Raw genomic sequence first — 18,443 nt, forward strand, 5'->3', positions numbered from 1 at the left:
TCAAACCGTCGCTTGGTCATGAAATTTTTTGTAGACACCGCGGATCTGGAGGAAATCCGCGAGGCCGCATCCATGGGGGTACTGGACGGCGTAACCACGAACCCGTCCCTCATGAAAAAGGCGGGCAACGTCAATTTTCACGAGCACATCTACCGCATTTGCGAACTGGTGGATGGAGATGTCTCCGCCGAAGTTACCGCCGTCGATTACGCCGGGATCATGGAGCAGGCGCGGCAACTGGCCCCCATCCACAAAAATGTGGTGGTGAAAATCCCGCTCATTCCCGATGGGATCAAGGCATTGAAAACCTGTTCGGAAGAAGGCATCCGGACGAACTGCACGCTTTGCTTCTCGCCCACGCAGGCACTTATCGCCGCGAAGGCAGGCGCCAATTACATCAGCCCTTTCATCGGACGCCTCGATGACATTTCCTCAAATGGCATGGAGCTTATCGACCAGGTGGTCCGGATATACAGGCAGTACGGCTTCGCCACAGAAGTGCTGGCTGCATCCATTCGGCACCCGTTGCATGTGGTCGAAGCGGCCCTCATGGGCGCCGACGTAGCCACAATGCCGCTCGGCGTGATCAAGAAGCTGCTCCATCACCCGCTGACAGACATCGGCCTGGAGCGGTTCCTGGCCGACTGGCGGGAGTACGAAGCCGCCTCCGTCACGCCGTAACGCCGGGCACGGATGCAATTCGTTTCTCTGGGGAAAACGGAAGCCATCGGCGCCAGTTGCTATCTTGCGCTGATCGGGAATACAGGCATCCTCATCGACGCGGGAGCCGACCCCGACGAGGAAGGACCGGCCTCGTTGCCGGATTTCGACCTGATCCACAAGCGGTCCGACTGGCATGTGGATCATGTGCTGGTTACGCATGCCCACCATGATCACATCGGCTCGCTACCGGTGCTGGTGCGGCACTTTCCGCATGTGCGCGTCCACATGACACGCGCTACGCGCGACCTGACGGATTTTGTGCTTCCCGCTTCCGCACGGTTGCAGCGGCGCAAACTCCAGGAAGGCAATTCGATCCATGCGCCCCTGTTCAAGGAGGAAGAACTGGAAGAACACCGTTTTCTGTACGCGCCCCACGACCTCAACGCGGATTTCGACGTAACCGGCCTTCGCGGCCAATGCGAAATCACGGCGCGCTTTTACCATGCCGGGCATGTGCTGGGCGCAGCCGGGGTCCTTTTTTCCTGGGAATCGGAAGGAGAAATCCGGCGGGCGTTTTACACGAGCGATACCAATCAGCATCCTCAATCCATTGTCCCGGGGGGAAATTATCCGGAGCCCCCCGTAGATATATTGATTCTCGAATCCACCCTCGGGGCGGATTCCGACGCCGAGTTGACCACACGCAAGTCCGAGGAAAAGAAATTTGCCGACGCCCTGGCGAATGTACTGGCCCGCGGCGGCACGGTGCTCATTCCTTCGTTCGCTTTCGGACGTGCGCAGGAAATCCTTGCCCTTCTTCACCGCTTCAAGGAATTGGGGCGGATTCCTTTCGATATTCCGGTCTATACGGCAGGCTCCATGCGGGCCTTTGCGGATATCTACGACCGCACCCGCTTCAACACGCCGCGCCTCGACGAGGAATTCAGGGTGTTCGACGTAGAGCAGATGCGCCTCCCCAGGAAACCGGGTTCGCTCAACAATGCATTGCAGGGTCCGGCTATTCATCTGGCGGCCAGTGGCATGATGTTCGAACGCACCACATCCAATGACCTTGCTCGGCGGCTGATCGAGGACGAAAAGAACGCGATCTTTCTGGTAGGATTCGCCAAGGAAGATTCTCCGGCGGCCCAACTTCTGGCTGCAGCGGAGGAGGGCGACGACGCCGAGGTGCAACTCGATCGGATGAAACCGGCGCAACCCGTCCGCTGCGAAGTCCGACGGTTCCGCTTCAGCGGACACAGCCACCGGCGCGATCTCATCAAACTGGTCGAACGATTGGCGCCGAAAACCGTCGTACTCGTGCACGGCGAAACGAACGCGAGAACGTGGATGGCCGAAAACATCCGCTTTTTTTATCCGGACATACGCGTTGTGGTCCCTGAAGAAGGGACGCCGGTCGACCTGTAAGATTTGTTCGCAAGGACCAGGGCCTAAATGGAGGGGACACGCATGAACGATGCGTTGCAGGAATTTCGGCACGCACTCGCTCCCCGTATCGCCGGCGAGCTGCTTTTCGACGAGATGTCGCGCGCACTGTATGCGACCGACGCCAGCATATATCGCATGCAGCCGCATGCCGTGCTGGTTCCGCAAACGATGGACGATGTCCAGGCGGCGATCGAGGAAGCCGCCCGTTTCGCCATGCCGATCCTGCCGCGCGGCGGGGGATCGTCGCTGGCCGGACAGACCGTGGCGGAAGCGCTGGTCATCGACTTTACGAAGCATCTCGACCACATCCTTGAGATAGATGAAGAAGCGCGTCTGGTGCGCGTACAACCCGGCCTGGTGTTGGACCGGCTCAACACGGCCCTGCTGCCTGCCGGGCTGATGGTGGGACCGGACCCCGCCAGCAGCAACCGGGCGACGCTGGGGGGCATGGTCGGCAACAATGCGACAGGCACCCATTCCATTCTGTACGGGAATATCGTCGATCATGTGCAGGCACTGGATGTGTTTCTCGACGACGGCGCCTCCGCCCGCTTCCAGGAAACCGGCGCCGAGCGCTGGAACCAGCATATCCGCTCCAAAGGACGCGAGGGAGCCATCTACCAGGGCCTGGACCGGCTCTTGCAGGCAGGGGCGGAAACGATCCGCCGGGACACGCCCCGGCACTGGCGCCGCAACAGCGGGTACCGCCTGGAACATCTGCTCGACAAAGCGGCCCGCAATCCGGCGCGTCTCCTGTGCGGCAGCGAGGGGACCCTCGCGATCACGAAAGAAATCGTGTTGCAGGTGGTCGAGCGTCCGAAGAGGTCGGCGCTCGGCGTGGTCCACTTCAACTCATTACGGGAAGCGCTAGAATCCGTAACGACCATTCTCGAAACAGATCCTTCGGCGGTTGAACTGTTTGACGGCATCGCCATCGAACAAACCCGGCGCGCACCGGGCTTTGCACCCCGCCTCACGTTCATCGAGGGAAATCCGGAGGCGGTGCTCATCACGGAATACTTCGGCGACAGCGAACAGCAGCTGACCGCCCGGCTGAACGACCTGAAGCGGGTGCTCGCACGAAGCAAAGCCGGCTACGCGGTCGTGCCGGCCCGCACGCCGGAAGAGATCGCCAATGTGTGGGCCGTGCGCAAGGAGGGTCTTGGCCTGATCATGGGGGTCGAAGGCGAACACAAGCCCATCGCCTTCATCGAGGACGCGTCCGTGCCGGTCGAGCATCTGGCGGAGTACGTGGCAGCGCTCATGCTGCTTCTGAAAGACACCCGAACCGTTCTGTACGCCCACGCCTCCGCCGGCACTCTGCACATCCGTCCGTTCATCAATACGAAGGACGCGGAAGACGTGGCGAAGATGCACGACATTGCGCAGGGATCGATGGAACTCGTGCGGCGGTTCGGCGGAACGGTCTCGTCCGAGCATGGCGACGGACTGGCCCGCAGCGAATTTCTCGAACCGCTCCTCGGATCGGAACTGTACCGCGTCTACGAGGAAACGAAAAATCTCTTCGATCCGCGCGGCCTGCTCAATCCGGGCAAGATCGTCGGGGCGCCCCCCATGACCGAAAACCTGCGAATGGGGCCGGAATACGAAACGCTTCCGATCATGGAACAGCTGGATTTTTCCGACCAGGGCGGGTTTGCCCGATCCATCGAGTTGTGCAACGGCAGCGGAGCGTGCCGCAAACTCGACACCGGCACCATGTGCCCCCCGTTCATGGTAACGCGAAACGAGGAGGACAATACGCGGGGACGGGCCAATGCACTGCGCGAGGCATTATCGGGCGGGCTTCCCCGGGAAGCGCTGACCGGAAAACGCATGTATGAGGTGATGGACTTATGCATTCAGTGCAAAGGATGCAAAACGGAATGCCCCTCGAACGTGGATATGGCCCGGATCAAGTCCGAGTGGCTCGGCATGTACTGGCAAAAACATGCTCCGTCGCTGCGTACGCGGCTTCTTGCGCACATGCCGCTGATGGCGCGGCGCATGAATGGAAGCGCAGCGCGCCTCGTCAACGGGTTGAACAGGCAGCGGGGCATCCGGCGGCTCCTCGAACGCACCATGGGGCTATCCCCGCATCGCACGCTGCCTTCCTTCGCCGCCGAGCCCTTTACGAAACGGTTTGCGAAACAGGAGACGAAAAACGCTCCTGCGGACGGCCCGCTCGTGCTTCTTTTCGTCGATACGTTCAATAACTGGAATCATCCCGAGACGGCGCAAGCGGCAGCGGAATTTCTGCGCCGCGCCGGCTTCGCCGTACGCGTCGCATCGGAAACGCTCTGCTGCGGACGCCCCCTGTTCACCAAGGGCTTCCTGAAGGAAGCGCGCAAACAGGTCCGGCAGGCCGTGGACGCCCTGTATCCATGGGCCGAACAGGGTATCCCCGTGGTCGGACTCGAACCGAGTTGTATCCTTACGTTCCGCGACGAAGCCCGGGCGCTCCTGCCCGGAGATGCCCGCGTAGACACCCTCGCCGGGCAAGTGTTTACCTTCGAGGAATTCGTAATCGGGAAGGCGGATTCTTTTACCGGAGCGGTGCAATGGACCGACGAAACCCGCGACGTGCTTCTGCACGAGCATTGCCACCAGAAGGCGCTTGCGGGAACGGCCGCAACCACGGCATGCCTTGGCCTGCCGCCGAACTACAAGGTGCACACCGTCGATTCAGGATGCTGCGGGATGGCCGGCGCATTCGGCTACGAGGCGGAACACTACGATCTGTCCATCGCCATGGCGGAGCGGCGTCTTGCGCCGGCTGTCCGGAAAACGCCGGAGGATACGCTGATCGCCGCTGCCGGCACATCGTGCCGCACCCAGATTTTCGATACTACAGGGCGAAAGACATTCCACCCGGCGGAAATTCTGCTGGATGCGCTCCGGTAAGGAGTCAATCGGCCTCTTCGTCCCGGAGCCAGTTATTGTTTGAAATATCCACGTCCGGCAACAGGTTTTCCGGATCGATGACGACGCGCACCACAGGGCTGTCCGTGGCAAGCGTAAAAGAAGCGGTGGTCGCGCCATTCAGCCAGGACGTAACGGGAATCCGCCTCCCGATCACTTCGCCGGACTCCAACTCGATACCGAGGAAAACCGGCATAGGCGCCAGTCCGTTGTCACGCACCGTAATGGTCGTTTCGCCCCCCTCTATCTGCACTGCTTCAATAGCCTGGTCAAGCGTCCAGGTTTCGTAATACCATGGCCGCCAGAACCAGTCCAGATCGCGCCCGGAAACCCACTCGAACGTATTGAAAAGGTCCCACGGGTACGGATGCTTGTACGCCCAGTCGGCGATGAACGCCCGGGTGGCTTCGTAAAACACCTCGTCACCCAGCACCGCGCGCAAGGCGGCCAGCATCGTGGCAGGCTTCATGTAGGAAGCGATCGTAAAAGCAAGCGGCGTGGCGTGATAGCCGGAATGCCGCATGATCGCTCCCTCGATACGCTGCCGGGCTACCGTGGTGTAAATCTGCTGATCGGGGAGATAATGGTTGAGGCCCGGGTGATAGTCCATACGGGCATCGTTCTCGTGGAAGGTCGTGAATCCCTCGTCTATCCAGCTGAATTGCCGCTCGTTCGTACTCACGATCATCGGAATCCACATATGGGCCAACTCATGCGCCGTGACGTTGTACAATGCACTGTCGCCGCGCGCGTTGTAATCCCCCATCAGCGTCATCATCGGATATTCCATCCCTCCGCCGATGATCTCCGCGCCTTCCACGGCAGTCATGTGCGGCCACGGATAGGCAAAGCCGGTATTCGCGGAGTGATACCGGATCGCATGCTGCTGATATTCCGTCACGTTCGCCCAAAGCGGCGCCTCTTCCCGATAGAACGTGTTGATCCTTGTAAAGTCCTCTTCCCCATCCCCGTCACGGTCCCCGACGGATGTGCGGCCTGCCTCCCAGATAGACTGCTTTGTCGCGCTGAACGCGGCATCGCGGACGTTTTCAGCCACAAAACGCCACCGCAGCAAACCATCGTCGGTCATGGCCGTACCCGCCTCGCCGAAATCTTCCGGCCCGATTACCTGCAGGACGCTATCGCTCTCCCATGCCGCATGCGCACGATTGAGGATGTGCGGCGCCAGCACCTCCTCAGGGTTCTGCAATTCGCCGGTCGAAGCCACGATCCACCCTTCGGGAATCTCGACCGTGATGTCGTAATCGGCGAAACCGTGGTAAAATTCGGATATGCCCGTAAACGCCTCGGTGTGCCAACCCGCCACATCGTCGTACACAGCCATGGTCGGATACCAGTAGGCGAGAAAGAGCAGATTATCCCGATCGCGCCCCAGGCGTCCTCCGGCGCCGACGCGCGGAATATCGAAGCGCCATTCGATATCGATCGTCACGGTTTCTCCCGGCGCCATCGGCTGCGGCAGCGTCAGAATCATATTGGTCCCGCTGATCCGGTAATGCGGTCCTTCGGAAAAGGGATCGAACGGCAGTTCTTCTCCCTGTACGACCACGCGCCGGACAAGCATGCCCCCGGTGACCTCCGCCGCTTCGGCGCGGCGCACTCCGGGCAAATGAAAATTCTGCGTGATCTCCATGTAGAGCTGGGCAAGCGTGGCAGGCGAATGGTTCGTGTAGGTGATCGTGCCGCTCCCGTCAAGCACGCCGGACAGGGGAAAAACGCGGGCGTTCAACACATAGTCCGTCTCCTGCACCCAGTGATTCAGGCCGGGTTCTCCGGTAGGGGAACGCGTTCCCTGAAGAACAGCCTGCTGATAATTGATGGGAGGCGTAATCTCCCAGGGGATGGGCCGATTCGCCACCTGCTCGATATGGGTCGTTTGCGCCACCCCGGCAAGGTTGGGCGCCGCGCACCCTGCAAGAAACATGATACCGGCTGCCGCAAAAAATGGAGCGAATGAGAAGCGATAGGGCATAAAACGCGCTCCGGCGGCAGGTTGTATGGAACCGGGGAATGGGGAAATGAAGAACGCTATCGCCGATTTGCCGGACGATCGGTTTCCGGCGGGGGCGATTCCTGCCAGGACGCAAGTCCTTCGGCAAGGCCCCACAAGCCCAGCGCCGCCCTCAGTTCCGGATCGATTTCCTTATAGACGCCATACCACGCCTTGTACCCGAAAAGCTCCTGGGCGATACGTCCGCGCAGATACACCTCCAGTGTCTCGCGATGCGTATGCAATGCGTCCGCCGTAACCCCCCGCGTGCTGTCCGCTTCTTCGGAAGCCTCCGTCGGCGAATCATCGGTATCGGTGGCGTGCGCTACAAAAGCCGCCCAGAGTTCTTCGGACACATCGAACGCGGAGGCGAATTCCGCTTCCCGGTCACGCCATCTTTCCCGTACGGGCTGTTCGTTTTGCCGGAACCACTGCCGGGCAAAACTCCTTGCGAAACCACGTCCCAGTACCGCGCGCAGGGCCGGCGTGGTATCCGGCTTCACAATGTAATCGGGAAGAATGCCGCCCCCGCCGAACACGTCGCGGCCATGAGCGGTTTTGAAACGCAGCGAATCGGGGATGCTGTCCGAATACTCGCCGGGACGATAGGTCGCCTGCTCCAGCGAAGAAAACTTCTCTTCGTAATAATCTTCCTGGTCGCCGTCCTTGTACGGGGTCTGGATGAGTCGCCCTGAAGGCGTGTAATAGCGCGCGACCGTCATTTGGAGAATACTCTGGTCGGGCAGGGAAAACTGGTGTTGAACGAGTCCCTTGCCGAACGTGCGTTGCCCCACGATGAGTGCGCGGTCATGATCCTGCAGGGCGCCGGCCACGATTTCGCTGGCCGAGGCCGAGTAGGCGTTCACCAGTACGATAACCGGTTCCTTTTCGAGAATGCCGGTGCGCCGCGTCCGGTAGGTACTGGTGGTTTCCGGCCGCCGGCCCCGGGTATAGACCACGGTCTTGCGCCCGGGCACCATCTCGTCGACAATCTTTATGGCCTCGCTCATATACCCGCCGGTATTGGACCGGAGGTCCAGCACCAGCCGCTCCATGCCCTCATCTTTCAACGCCCGCACATGCTCTATGAACTCGTTGTAGGTCTCCTGGGAAAAACGCGACACGCGAAGGTATCCCGTCACGGTATCCACCATGTACGAGGCATCCACCGTGTACAGCGGAATCGCATCCCGCGTAAGCGTGAATTCCAGCGGCGCACGGGTTCCATGCCGCTGGATAGTGACCTCTACCTGCGTTCCGATCTCTCCCTTCAACTTCGAGGTAACCTCGTCTTCCGACAGGCCCACCGCCGTGGAATCGTCAATGCGGATAATGCGGTCTCCAGCCATCAAACCGGCCCTTTCGCTGGGGCCGTCCCCGATGACCGACATCACCCGTACCGTGTCGTCACTCAGATCCTCGTCGTTACGGGAAATTTCAAACCAGATACCGATACCGCCGAACGAGCCCTGAAACCGCTCCTGCATATCCTGCGCATCTTCGGCGGAAACATAGACGGAATGCGGATCCAGTTCGTCCAGCATGCTCGTAATGGCTTCTTCCGCCAGGGTCGCCGCGTCGACAGGTTCGACATACTGCTTGTTGATGAGCAGAAACGCCTCTTCGAGTTTGCGAAGTTGCGCCATGGTGTCCTCCCCGATACGTACGGAACTGATCGTGAGCCCGAGAAGCACGCCCGCCAGAAGAAGGGCCGCAACGGGAAAAATCCGAAATCGTTTTGGGGAAACGGACATAATGTCAAGCGTGCTGCGACAAGGCACTTCGCCTCGAATATACCCTGTACGAGACCATTTTCGTAAAGTGCCCATTCGGGCGGGAATAATTTATCATCGCAACTCCGACGGCGCCTTGTCGTACCTTTTTTAGGATACTCTGATCAAAACCGCTTCGATCAGCGCTTCACGTTCGTGCGTGAAGCGCCCTTCGGGAGACTGCGAGAAGCACGCTGACTGCGTCATTCCTCATTATGTGGGACCTGCCACATTGCTTCGTCATTTCTTGACAACGCACTTCTCGCAGCCTCTGAACTTTGCGGACTTAATCAGAGTATCCTATATCGCAGGAACACTCCGGCGTGCCTGCACTCTTTCCTTACCGATCATTAATTCGCAGTGCGATGCGCAGCAAAGGAACGATTGCCCTTCTTCTTGTTCTTCTTATCGTGCTCTTCGGCGGATGCATGGGATGCAATGCATACAATGGCATGGTCGAGAGCGAAGAGATCGTCGAGCAATCCTGGGCAAATGTCGAAACGCAGTACCAGCGACGCGCCGACCTGATTCCCAATCTGGTCAGCACCGTACGCGGGGCCGCCGACTTCGAGCAGGAAACGCTCCAGGCGGTAACGCAGGCGCGGGCCGAGGCCACTTCGATCCGGCTGACCGTGGACGATCTGGAAGACCCCGCCCGCCTGCGCGAGTTCGAAGCCGCGCAAAGCCGACTGGGCGGCGCGCTGGGCCGACTGCTTGCCGTTTCCGAGAATTATCCACAACTGCGCGCCACGGAATCTTTCCGGGATCTGCAGGCACAACTCGAAGGGACGGAGAACCGGATTAACGTGGCCCGGCGCGATTACAACGACTCGGTGCGCCGCTACAACACACAGGTACGCCGCTTTCCCGGCGCTGTGTTCGCCTCCATTTTCGGCTTCGGACGACGTACTCCCTTTGAGGCGGAAGCAGGAGCCGAAGAAGCGCCCACCGTCGACTTTTCCTCCTGAACCGGATGCCCAGGCAGTGCAACACAGCGTGTGTGGAGCAGGGCATCGGGACATATCTCCCTGCCCGGCGCCTGACGCAAGTGCTTCCGCACATGCTGCTTCTTACGGGGTTGTTTCTGGCGGGGTTGTTCCCCCTCGGCGTAGCGCACGCCCAGGGGACCGTGGACGTGATTCCTTCCACGAACCGCCTTGTGACGGATCAGGCTGACCTGCTTACTTCTTCCGAAGAGCAAAGGTTGACCGCCAAGCTGACCGCGTACGAGGATACCACCTCCACACAGATCGTTGTCGTTACGATCCCGTCGCTCGAAGGCGTGCCTGCCGCAGAATATGCGCTGGCTCTGGGCCGTAGTTGGGGCGTAGGGCAGGCGGGGCAGGATAACGGCGTGGTGATCCTCGTGGCCCGTGACGACCGGGAAGTGCGTATCGAAACAGGTTATGGTCTCGAGGGCGCCATTCCCGATGCGGTGGCGGCCCGGATTTATCGCAACGTCATGGTGCCGTACTTCCGCGAGGGACGGTTCTACGAGGGACTTTCCGGCGCTGCGGACCTGCTGATCGCTGCCGCGGCCGGTGAATTTACCGCAGAAGAGGCCGCGCCAAGACGCGCCGGGAGACCCCCGATCGATCCCTCCGCGCTGATGGGATTGTTCTTCCTTTTATGGTTCATCATCTCGTCCATCCGCCGGCGCAAGGGAGGAAACGATGGAGGCAAGCGCTACCGGCGCCATGGGTACGGCCCCCATTTCATTGTCTGGGGAGGAGGATTCGGTGGAAGCGGCGGCGGATTTGGCGGCGGGCTGGGTGGAGGAGGCCTGGGAGGCGGCTTCGGCGGATTTGGCGGAGGAGGGTTCGGCGGCGGCGGCGCAGGAGGCGGATGGTAAACCTGTCCGGTAATTTTTCAAGGCATGGTCGGCCCGGACCTGCCCGGCAAGATTTCTCCCGTCATGATGCAGGCTGACCGGCTACAGGCGCTGCAAGCATTCCACGAAGAAGATCCCGACGATGCATTTGTCCGGTTCGCGCTGGCGCAGGAATATCTCAAGCGTGGAGACATCGAGGAGGCGCTTCGTTTTTTCGAGGGCCTCGTTTCCGAAGATCCCGAGTACGTGGGGACCTGGTACCATCTCGGGAAACTGTACCAGGAACTGGGCCGCAGGGAAGACGCCGTACGGACCTATACGCAAGGCATCGAGGTCGCGGGGCGGCAACGCGACACCCACGCGCAGGCCGAACTCCGGGACGCCCTGATGCAGATAGAAGGAGTGGGGTTCGACGACTGAAATCATGACCGGTGAAGCCATATACCAACCCGGCGTCTGGAACAAGTATCACAACGCCTCCCGCTCGGCCACCTACGGGTTTCTGGCCGCGCTCCCCCTGCTGATTCTGTACGAATTCCTGATCGTTTTTGCGAACCGCAGCGCCGTGGCGCAGGTGCGCGTTTCGTCCGAGATGTGGCTCAAGCAGTTGCTGCTGGTGGTAGGGGACCACGGTCTGACGGCCTTCGGGATTGCCGTCCTGCTCGCCGGGATCGCCGTATTCTGGTACGACCGCAAGAAAAAGGTGCCCTTCAATCCCCGGTATTTCCTGTGGATGTTCCTCGAAAGTACGGTGTATGCGGTAGTGATCGCAGTCATCGTTTCCGGACTGGTCTCCGTGATCCTGCCGGCCCTGGCGCAATCCGGACCCGGGGAGGGACTCTCCATGAAACTGGCGCTTTCGGTCGGGGCGGGCCTGTACGAGGAGTTGCTGTTTCGCGTACTGCTGGTGGGCGCCTTATTCTGGGTGCTGCGCTGGTTCATGGGAGACCGGGTACTGGCCTATATTCTGGCCGCGGTCGCCGGGGCCTTTCTTTTCAGCCTGATGCACTACATCGGGCCTCTGGGCGATGCGTTCCGCCTGAACTCGTTCCTTTTCCGGATGCTTTTCGGGCTGGCGCTGAACGTCCTGTTCCTCGTGCGGGGGTTCGGCATCGCCGCCTGGACGCACGCCCTCTACGATGTGATGGTCATGGTCGTGCTGGACGGGTAGGGTATCCAATAGACGGCGGGCGAGTTTAAGCCAATCATGGACGCATTCGCCAAAACGGATGAGGCAGTTTCGGTCATACTGCCTCTCCCTCCGTGTGAAGCTCTGGGAACGGGTTCGGGAGCACTGCCCAGGCTTTGCTGTCAGCGGCGGCGAGGCGCTCGTCGAGCAGGCACGCGTCTAGGCGAGCGCGCATCGCCGCCTCGTTCATCTGCTGGCCGATGAAGACGAGCTGCTGTGCGCGATCGCCGAAGCGGGGATGCCAGCCCGGCCGCTGATCAGGTCGCTGACCAGCAGGATACCTCCAGTGTTCGCGAGGCACGGCCGCCCACCACATCCCGACGGGGTTCACGTTGCTGACGCCACCGGCTTGAGCCCACTCGTAGGCGACCCGATGGTCAGCGGCGACCCAGAAGAAGCCCTTCGAGCGGAGCACGCCGCGCCAGTTCTCGTCGTCGTGCAAAAACGCCCACAGCTTCTCGGCGTCGAAGGGCTGCGGCGTGCGGTAGGTGAAGCTCGATATCCCGTACTCTTCGGTCTCCGGCGTGTGCTCGCCCTGCAGTTCTCGAATCCAGCCGGCGGAGCTCGCCGCCTTCTCGTAGTCGAACAGGCCCGTGTCGAGCACGCGTTCGAGCGGGACCTGTCCGTGCGTTGTCCCGAGAATCTCCGCGCCGGGGTTGAGCGCCTTCACGATGGCCTCGACTTCGAGAGCCTGATCGTTGCTCGCGAGGTCGAGCTTGTTGAGCACGATGACGTCCGCGAACTCGATCTGGTCGATCAGCAAGTCGGTCACCGTCCGCTCATCTTCCTCGCCCAACGATTCGCCGCGGTCCTGGAGTGCTTCGGCGGCGTTGTAGTCCCGCAGGAAACTCGCCGTGTCCACGACCGTGACCATCGTGTCGAGGCGCGAGACCTGACTCAGGCTCACACCGTTCTCGTCCTCGAAGGTGAAGGTCTGTGCGACGGGAATGGGCTCCGAAATCCCCGTGGACTCGATGAGCAGATAGTCGAAGCGTTTCTCCCGCGCGAGTTGGGAGACCTCGGCGAGCAGGTCGTCTCGCAGTGTGCAGCAGATGCAGCCGTTCGACATCTCGACCAGCTTCTCCTCAGTCCGCGAGAGTTCCGCGCCGCCGCGCTCAATGAGCGCCGCGTCGATGTTGACCTCGCTCATGTCGTTCACGATCACCGCGACGCGACGGCCCTCCCGGTTGTTGAGTACCTGGTTGAGGAGTGTGGTCTTTCCCGCTCCGAGGAAGCCCGACAAGACGGTGACGGGGAGGCGTGAATGGTTGAAACTGGTCTCTTGGTTCAGGGGCATCGTCATGTGGAACGACCGGGCTTGGTGTATTTCGATGACAAACCGCGAATATTACGGACTTTGTTCAGGGTGGGCCAAGGAATGTGGACAAGTTGTTGACAAGTAGGCCGCTTCGCGCAAGGTGGCCAATCGGATGCCCCTTGAGGTTTTCCACCCCAGTTATTTAATGCCAAATTCCTGTCGTTTTACAGCGGGGTGGGAAGATATCCGGTCAGAAGGTCATATTCTTCGCGTTTTCGTGTCTGAACAAGCAATCGCCTTTATGCGCACAGCGTGTAGCATATTTCAGGATCCGGAGCGGCCCGGTCGAGTTTCAGGAAGTCATAGCGGATGTTCGATATCCGGCATTACACCACCGAAGACGCCCGCGATCCGGTGCAGAGCTGGCTGGACGATCTGCGAGATCAGGAAGCAAGACACCGAATTTCATCAAGGATTGGTCGCCTCCAAAGAGGTATTCTTGGCGACTCCAGAGCCGTAGGAGGTGCAATACGGGAACTGCGGATTCATTATGGCCCCGGATACCGGGTATATTTCGCTATGATGGATAAAGAAGTAATCCTTCTTCTGTGCGGCGGCGACAAGAAAACGCAGCGCGCCGACATCGCCCTGGCGCAGAAACGGCTCAGGGACTGGAAATCGAAACATCGAGAAACCAAACCATAACATCTCGGAATCATGAACGACATGGGCGTAGACCACTTCGAATGGCTTCGGGGAGAATTCCGGAAAGATCCTTCACTGGCAATCGGATATCTGAAGGTGGCCACGGAAGAGGAACCTGTTATTCTTCTGGATGCGCTTAAGAACGTCGCCGATGCATACCGGGAACAGCATCCGGATATAGCCAGGAAGGCAGACAATCTGCGGGAGCGTCTGAACGACATGCGGTGGCCGACACTTGCCGTGGGGTATCCGCTGCCGGAAACAGCAAAGAACCGCCGCATCTCCAAAGAGCCCGCTTCCACAAGCGTACGCCGTTCCCGTCGCCGGATGGATCAGGCCCGGACGCCGGCAACGGAAACCGGGGGGTAAGGCATGGTCATTCGTTATCCGATCACGAATGAGGTCCGGAACGCTTTGCAGCGTTTCCCGCGCATTGCGGAGGAGATCAGGAGTAAACTGCCCGGATCCGGCCGGAGCGAACTGGAAATTGTCCGCCTGCTTGGCAACACGCATTACGAACATATCGAAGCGCTCCTGGCCTTCATAGACGACAAACTTCCCACGTCCGGGAGTATTGGCAAGCGCGTTCTCGATGAGAAGGATTTATTGAAATTCCATCGAGCGCTGTCGGAATTCGATTTGCTTGTGCATCTTCAGGATACCGCAGGAACGGCAAGCGCGTATGAAGATAAAGTTTCCCCCCGATCCAACGCCAAACGCTACGACATCGACCTCACCGCCGGCGGATCGCAAATACGCATCGAGGTCTATTGTCCTGCGGATTTTTTCGGCTACCAACTGGTCGGACGGTATCTCCCAATGATGTTCAAGTACCTCGAAGTCGATATGGGCTTCGAGGTAGCGCTTCGGCTCGAACACAAAAACGAAAACCACGGTTCATGGAATCCCTTCTTCGCCAACGATATAGGGGGCCAAACAGATGTCGACCCATGGCTCGACAGTTTGAATGCGGAAGCAAAGCAATGGATAATGGAGGCGAAAGCGGGAGATCATCTTCAATTTCCGGGGCCCATCGAATCGCTTCTATTGTCCGTAACGCTTGAACACAGGGACGAAAATCCCGATTGGCGCCTGGTCAGCTTTCTTCCCCCCGGACAATCGTCCGACACCCGACTGTTTTTCGAGATGGATACGCCAAAAAGCACAGCCGGGACCCAGTGGGGACCTAAACTGCTGGACAAGCTGCAAAAGCGCCAGTGCGGTCCACCCTCGCCCGATTATCTTCGCCTGCTTGTCGTCGACTTTTCGCTGGCCGATACGGGATGGCCGGATTTCATCTGCTGGCCCGATACGGCGAAGCGGCTTGCCGAAACGTTCGACTTGCTTGTCGAGGAAACCGGACCTCCGCTTCCCTATGACGCGGTGCTCCCCGCGCAACTCGGCCGGGAATGCGGCTTCGGGAGGGTCATTCCATTGGACAACCAACGCACGAAGGAAATAGAAAGGGTGGTTCAAGCCGCATCGCTCGATCGTCCTTGCATACCTCACCCTGCAGGAGACCAGAAAAAAAAGATGGAAGAAATGCGGCGTTACGCGGCGTCACGCCAGCGGCCTGCTCCATCCGATCAGCACATCAAGAACGATCCCGACTTCCGGGAGTTGCTCGACAGCATTTCCGCCCTACAGCACGGACATTCCGGATAGTCCGGCAAGGCAAAAACCCCTCTCCTACTCCATTTCTTCCTCGGCCGCTTCCCCAGACGAACCAATCCGATTCCAGACCTCTTCGAGCCGGAAATCGAGAATGTGGCCTACGTGGTACCATGTATCCCCTTCGACGCGGGCTTCAAAAACGACGGACTGCCCCGCCAGCCCCGCAGAACTGTGCCAGGTGATGTGCTCGGTGTAGGTTTCCCCATCGAATGAATAGGTGCCCCCGCCGGCGAACACCTCCTCGTCCAGGATCTGCCGTCCGAAGGCGAAATGCGTGGAGTTGAGGATCTTGATGGTATACGGTATCTGATCGGTCCGGTCCACGGTGCTGTCCGGATACACAACATGCTGGGAAACCATTTCCCACGTTCCTTCGAGCGGGTTGGCCGGAAGCTGGCCCAGCGCTCCGGATACGGCGAACAGGGAAACTATACCGATAAATACTGCGCGTCTCATACAGAAACCTCCATGTCTTTGCGGGGGAGCATTGCAAAGACATATTACGCAAGCATTGCTTCAATAACAATTCACACGAAGGAAAATGGCGCGCTTTGCTATTTCCCGCAATGCAACGGAATCACGAGCCCTGCGGATCGCCGCGGATGCATGACCCGCCGGCGGCTATCCCTTAAGAGTGCAGCGCGAAACGGGCGCCCTGCGGATCCACGCAATGGGCAATCCAGCCCCCGCCGGGCACTTCCATCGGCCCCATGACCACCCTGCCGCCGTGTTCCGCGACATCTTCGACGCTCCGGTCAATGTCTTCCACCGAGATATATAACGCCCACCAGGGAGGCGGCGGACCGGGCATGCTGTCGAGTTTGGTGAATATGCCCCCGTAGACAAGATCGTTCTGACCGTACATGCGATAGATGCCTGAATCGCCCATATCCATTTCGCTCGTGATCTCCCAACCGAACAGGGCCTGGTAGAAATCGAAAGCGGCCTGGTAATCCGAGGTGGCCAGTTCGTGCCAGGAAAACTCGCCGACTCCCGGCTGCGCTTCCATGTCCGGCTCTCCCGTGGTCGATGCGAACACCGCAAAAACCCCGCCCTGCGGGTCGGTGGCTATGGCAAAACGGCCCGCGCCCGGAACGTCCTGCGGCGGAACGTGGATATTCCCGCCCAATTCCTGGATTTGTCCGACCGTCTCATCCACGTCCGGCGTGGAAATGTAGGGAAGCCAGTGGGGCGGAATCTCCCCCATTTCCGGTTCGATCTCCATGAGACCGCCGAAGGGCATCCCGTTATTGGTGAGCATCGTGTAGGGCCCGGGGCCGCCCTCGAATGCCTCGGTTCCCCAACCGATGATGTTTCCGTAAAATTCTATTGCCGCTTCAGTGTCGGTGGTGATCAGGTCGTACCATACGAAACGACCCGACTGCTGGTGTTCTGCCATAATTGCGGTGCCGGACAGCGTTTGGTGAAAGAAATACGGGACAAAAAACAAACCGGACGGATACACCCGTCCGGCTCGACTCATTCCGTGGAGCTAAGCGGAGTCGAACCGCTGACCTCTGCAGTGCGATTGCAGCGCTCTACCAACTGAGCTATAGCCCCATTGATTGTCGCTATCCGAACGAGATTCGCTGCGGTGCGGTTCCGGGGGGAGGGCTATTCTATTCTCCGCAAATTATGCGTAGAATAGGAATATGAGCGCATACCGGCTGCCTCTGAACTGGAGTGTGCCCCTATTCACCGCATATATTGCGTAGAATAAGGTGGTGATACGTAATTTCGATCCATAAATGCATTTTAATCATGAAAATCCATAGTGACATTTTAAATTTTCATGTATATTCAGGGCATGATACCACGCAACGAACACGAAACAGCCCTTCGCGGCCTCCTGCAGCAGTTTCCTGTCGTCGGCATCGTTGGCGCCAGACAAGTCGGCAAAACCACGCTCGCCCGGCGCCTTGTCAGCGACCGGAAGTCTCCGGTCCATTTTTTCGATCTGGAAGACCCAACGCACGAAGCGGCGCTCGCCGACCCGAAGCTCGCGCTCGAATCCTTGCGCGGGCTGGTCGTCATCGACGAAGTGCAACGCCGGCCCGGACTCTTTCCCCTGCTGCGGGTACTCGTAGACCGCCCCGGCAACGCCGCCCGCTTTCTCGTGCTCGGCAGTGCAAGCCCGGACCTGTTGCGCCAATCCTCGGAGACGCTTGCCGGACGCATCGCGTACTATGAACTGCCGCCGTTTCGCATGGACGAGGTCGGCGAAAATATGGCGGAAAGACTCTGGTTGCGCGGAGGGTTTCCCAACTCGTTTCTTGCCGCAGACGACACGCAGAGCTTTGTCTGGCGCACCGCATTCGTCCGCACCTTTCTCGAACGCGACCTGCCGCAACTCGGATTTTCGGTTCCCGCCGAAACCATGCGCCGCTTCTGGACCATGCTGGCGCACTATCACGGCAACCGCTGGAACAGCGCCGAACCCGGACGCGCCCTCGGCGCGACCAGCCCCACAATCAGCGCCTGGCTCGACATGCTCGTCGATGCGCTGATCGTGCGCAAATTGCCGCCGTGGTACGAAAATCTGAAAAAGAGACAGGTCAAGGCGCCCAAAATATATATCGGCGATACCGGACTGCTCCATGCCTTGCTTGGAATCGACGCTAAAGAAATACTCATGGGGCATCCCAAGTCCGGCGCATCCTGGGAAGGATTCGCAATGCAGGAGATCGCCCGCATACTGGGTGTCGCCTGGGACCAGTGTTACTACTGGGCAACCCATCAGGGAGCGGAACTGGACCTTCTGATAATGAAGAACGGACAGCGAATCGGCTTTGAATTCAAGCGCACAAGCGCGCCCGCCATGACGCGCTCCATGCATTCGGCCCTGGACGATCTCAAGCTCGACCGCCTCTTCGTCATCTTCCCGGGAGATACCCGCTTTCCCCTGCACGAACGGGTAGAAGCGACAGGGCTGTCCCTTGCCTGCGCCGAAGGGCTTGGACCGTCTTGAT

At 59.6% G+C, this 18,443-nt stretch carries 16 protein-coding genes and 1 tRNA gene; 11 read left to right on the forward strand and 6 right to left on the reverse strand.

Features of this window, described 5'->3' with window-relative positions; genetic code table 11:
* Window positions 1-18 precede the first annotated feature (18 nt).
* The 3 genes from fsa to F4Y00_06125 are packed head-to-tail and all read left to right on the forward strand — an operon-like array spanning window position 19 to window position 5,016.
* Window positions 19-681 (forward strand): fructose-6-phosphate aldolase, encoded by a 663-nt coding sequence (fsa, locus tag F4Y00_06115; protein ID MYE04528.1) that lies wholly within the window; start codon window positions 19-21, stop codon window positions 679-681.
* Window positions 682-693: 12 nt separating this feature from the next.
* A complete protein-coding gene (locus F4Y00_06120; GenBank protein MYE04529.1) occupies window positions 694-2,091 on the forward strand; it encodes an MBL fold metallo-hydrolase in 1,398 nt (465 codons plus the stop codon).
* Window positions 2,092-2,118: 27 nt separating this feature from the next.
* Window positions 2,119-5,016 carry an FAD-binding protein gene (locus tag F4Y00_06125; protein ID MYE04530.1) on the forward strand — a complete coding sequence of 966 codons (2,898 nt, stop codon included), beginning with the start codon at window positions 2,119-2,121 and terminating at the stop codon, window positions 5,014-5,016.
* 4 nt (window positions 5,017-5,020) lie between these two features.
* Here the strand turns inward: F4Y00_06125 and F4Y00_06130 are convergent, their stop codons facing one another.
* Entirely contained in the window at window positions 5,021-7,027 is a 2,007-nt protein-coding gene (locus F4Y00_06130) for a M1 family metallopeptidase (GenBank protein ID MYE04531.1), read from the reverse strand.
* Between the two features lie 56 nt (window positions 7,028-7,083).
* Entirely contained in the window at window positions 7,084-8,799 is a 1,716-nt protein-coding gene (locus F4Y00_06135; protein ID MYE04532.1) for a S41 family peptidase, read from the reverse strand.
* A 383-nt stretch (window positions 8,800-9,182) separates the two neighbouring features.
* On the opposite strand from F4Y00_06135, the gene F4Y00_06140 reads away from it, so the two are divergent.
* The 4 genes from F4Y00_06140 (at window position 9,183) to F4Y00_06155 (ending at window position 11,819) form a co-directional block, all read left to right on the forward strand.
* Window positions 9,183-9,785: a LemA family protein gene (locus tag F4Y00_06140; GenBank protein ID MYE04533.1), complete on the forward strand. Its 603-nt coding sequence runs from the start codon at window positions 9,183-9,185 to the stop codon at window positions 9,783-9,785.
* Between the two features lie 92 nt (window positions 9,786-9,877).
* A complete protein-coding gene (locus F4Y00_06145; protein MYE04534.1) occupies window positions 9,878-10,669 on the forward strand; it encodes a TPM domain-containing protein in 792 nt (263 codons plus the stop codon).
* Between the two features lie 66 nt (window positions 10,670-10,735).
* Window positions 10,736-11,068, forward strand: a complete 333-nt coding sequence (locus tag F4Y00_06150; GenBank protein ID MYE04535.1) for a tetratricopeptide repeat protein — start codon at window positions 10,736-10,738, stop codon at window positions 11,066-11,068.
* A gap of 4 nt (window positions 11,069-11,072) precedes the next feature.
* A complete protein-coding gene (locus F4Y00_06155) occupies window positions 11,073-11,819 on the forward strand; it encodes a CPBP family intramembrane metalloprotease (GenBank protein MYE04536.1) in 747 nt (248 codons plus the stop codon).
* Between the two features lie 73 nt (window positions 11,820-11,892).
* Here the strand turns inward: F4Y00_06155 and F4Y00_06160 are convergent, their stop codons facing one another.
* Window positions 11,893-13,134: a GTP-binding protein gene (locus F4Y00_06160; protein ID MYE04537.1), complete on the reverse strand. Its 1,242-nt coding sequence runs from the start codon at window positions 13,132-13,134 to the stop codon at window positions 11,893-11,895.
* A gap of 330 nt (window positions 13,135-13,464) precedes the next feature.
* On the opposite strand from F4Y00_06160, the gene F4Y00_06165 reads away from it, so the two are divergent.
* From F4Y00_06165 to F4Y00_06175, 3 genes are read left to right on the forward strand one after another with little or no spacing between them, the layout of a single operon-like run.
* Window positions 13,465-13,800 carry a type II toxin-antitoxin system RelE/ParE family toxin gene (locus F4Y00_06165; protein ID MYE04538.1) on the forward strand — a complete coding sequence of 112 codons (336 nt, stop codon included), beginning with the start codon at window positions 13,465-13,467 and terminating at the stop codon, window positions 13,798-13,800.
* Window positions 13,801-13,812: 12 nt separating this feature from the next.
* Window positions 13,813-14,169 (forward strand): hypothetical protein, encoded by a 357-nt coding sequence (locus F4Y00_06170; protein ID MYE04539.1) that lies wholly within the window; start codon window positions 13,813-13,815, stop codon window positions 14,167-14,169.
* Window positions 14,170-14,172: 3 nt separating this feature from the next.
* Window positions 14,173-15,465: a hypothetical protein gene (locus F4Y00_06175; GenBank protein ID MYE04540.1), complete on the forward strand. Its 1,293-nt coding sequence runs from the start codon at window positions 14,173-14,175 to the stop codon at window positions 15,463-15,465.
* Between the two features lie 24 nt (window positions 15,466-15,489).
* On the opposite strand, the gene F4Y00_06180 is transcribed toward F4Y00_06175, so the two are convergent.
* The 3 genes from F4Y00_06180 to F4Y00_06190 form a co-directional block, all read right to left on the reverse strand.
* A complete protein-coding gene (locus F4Y00_06180; GenBank protein MYE04541.1) occupies window positions 15,490-15,930 on the reverse strand; it encodes a hypothetical protein in 441 nt (146 codons plus the stop codon).
* 172 nt (window positions 15,931-16,102) lie between these two features.
* Entirely contained in the window at window positions 16,103-16,957 is an 855-nt protein-coding gene (locus F4Y00_06185; protein ID MYE04542.1) for a VOC family protein, read from the reverse strand.
* 4 nt (window positions 16,958-16,961) lie between these two features.
* Window positions 16,962-17,034, reverse strand: a tRNA-Ala gene (locus tag F4Y00_06190).
* Between the two features lie 247 nt (window positions 17,035-17,281).
* On the opposite strand from F4Y00_06190, the gene F4Y00_06195 reads away from it, so the two are divergent.
* The gene (locus tag F4Y00_06195) at window positions 17,282-18,442 is read left to right on the forward strand and encodes an ATP-binding protein (protein MYE04543.1); all 1,161 of its coding nucleotides are present in this window, start codon (window positions 17,282-17,284) and stop codon (window positions 18,440-18,442) included.
* Window position 18,443: the final 1 nt, after the last annotated feature.

The organism is Bacteroidetes bacterium SB0662_bin_6, assembly GCA_009839485.1.
Taxonomy (GTDB): domain Bacteria; phylum Bacteroidota; class Rhodothermia; order Rhodothermales; family VXPQ01; genus VXPQ01.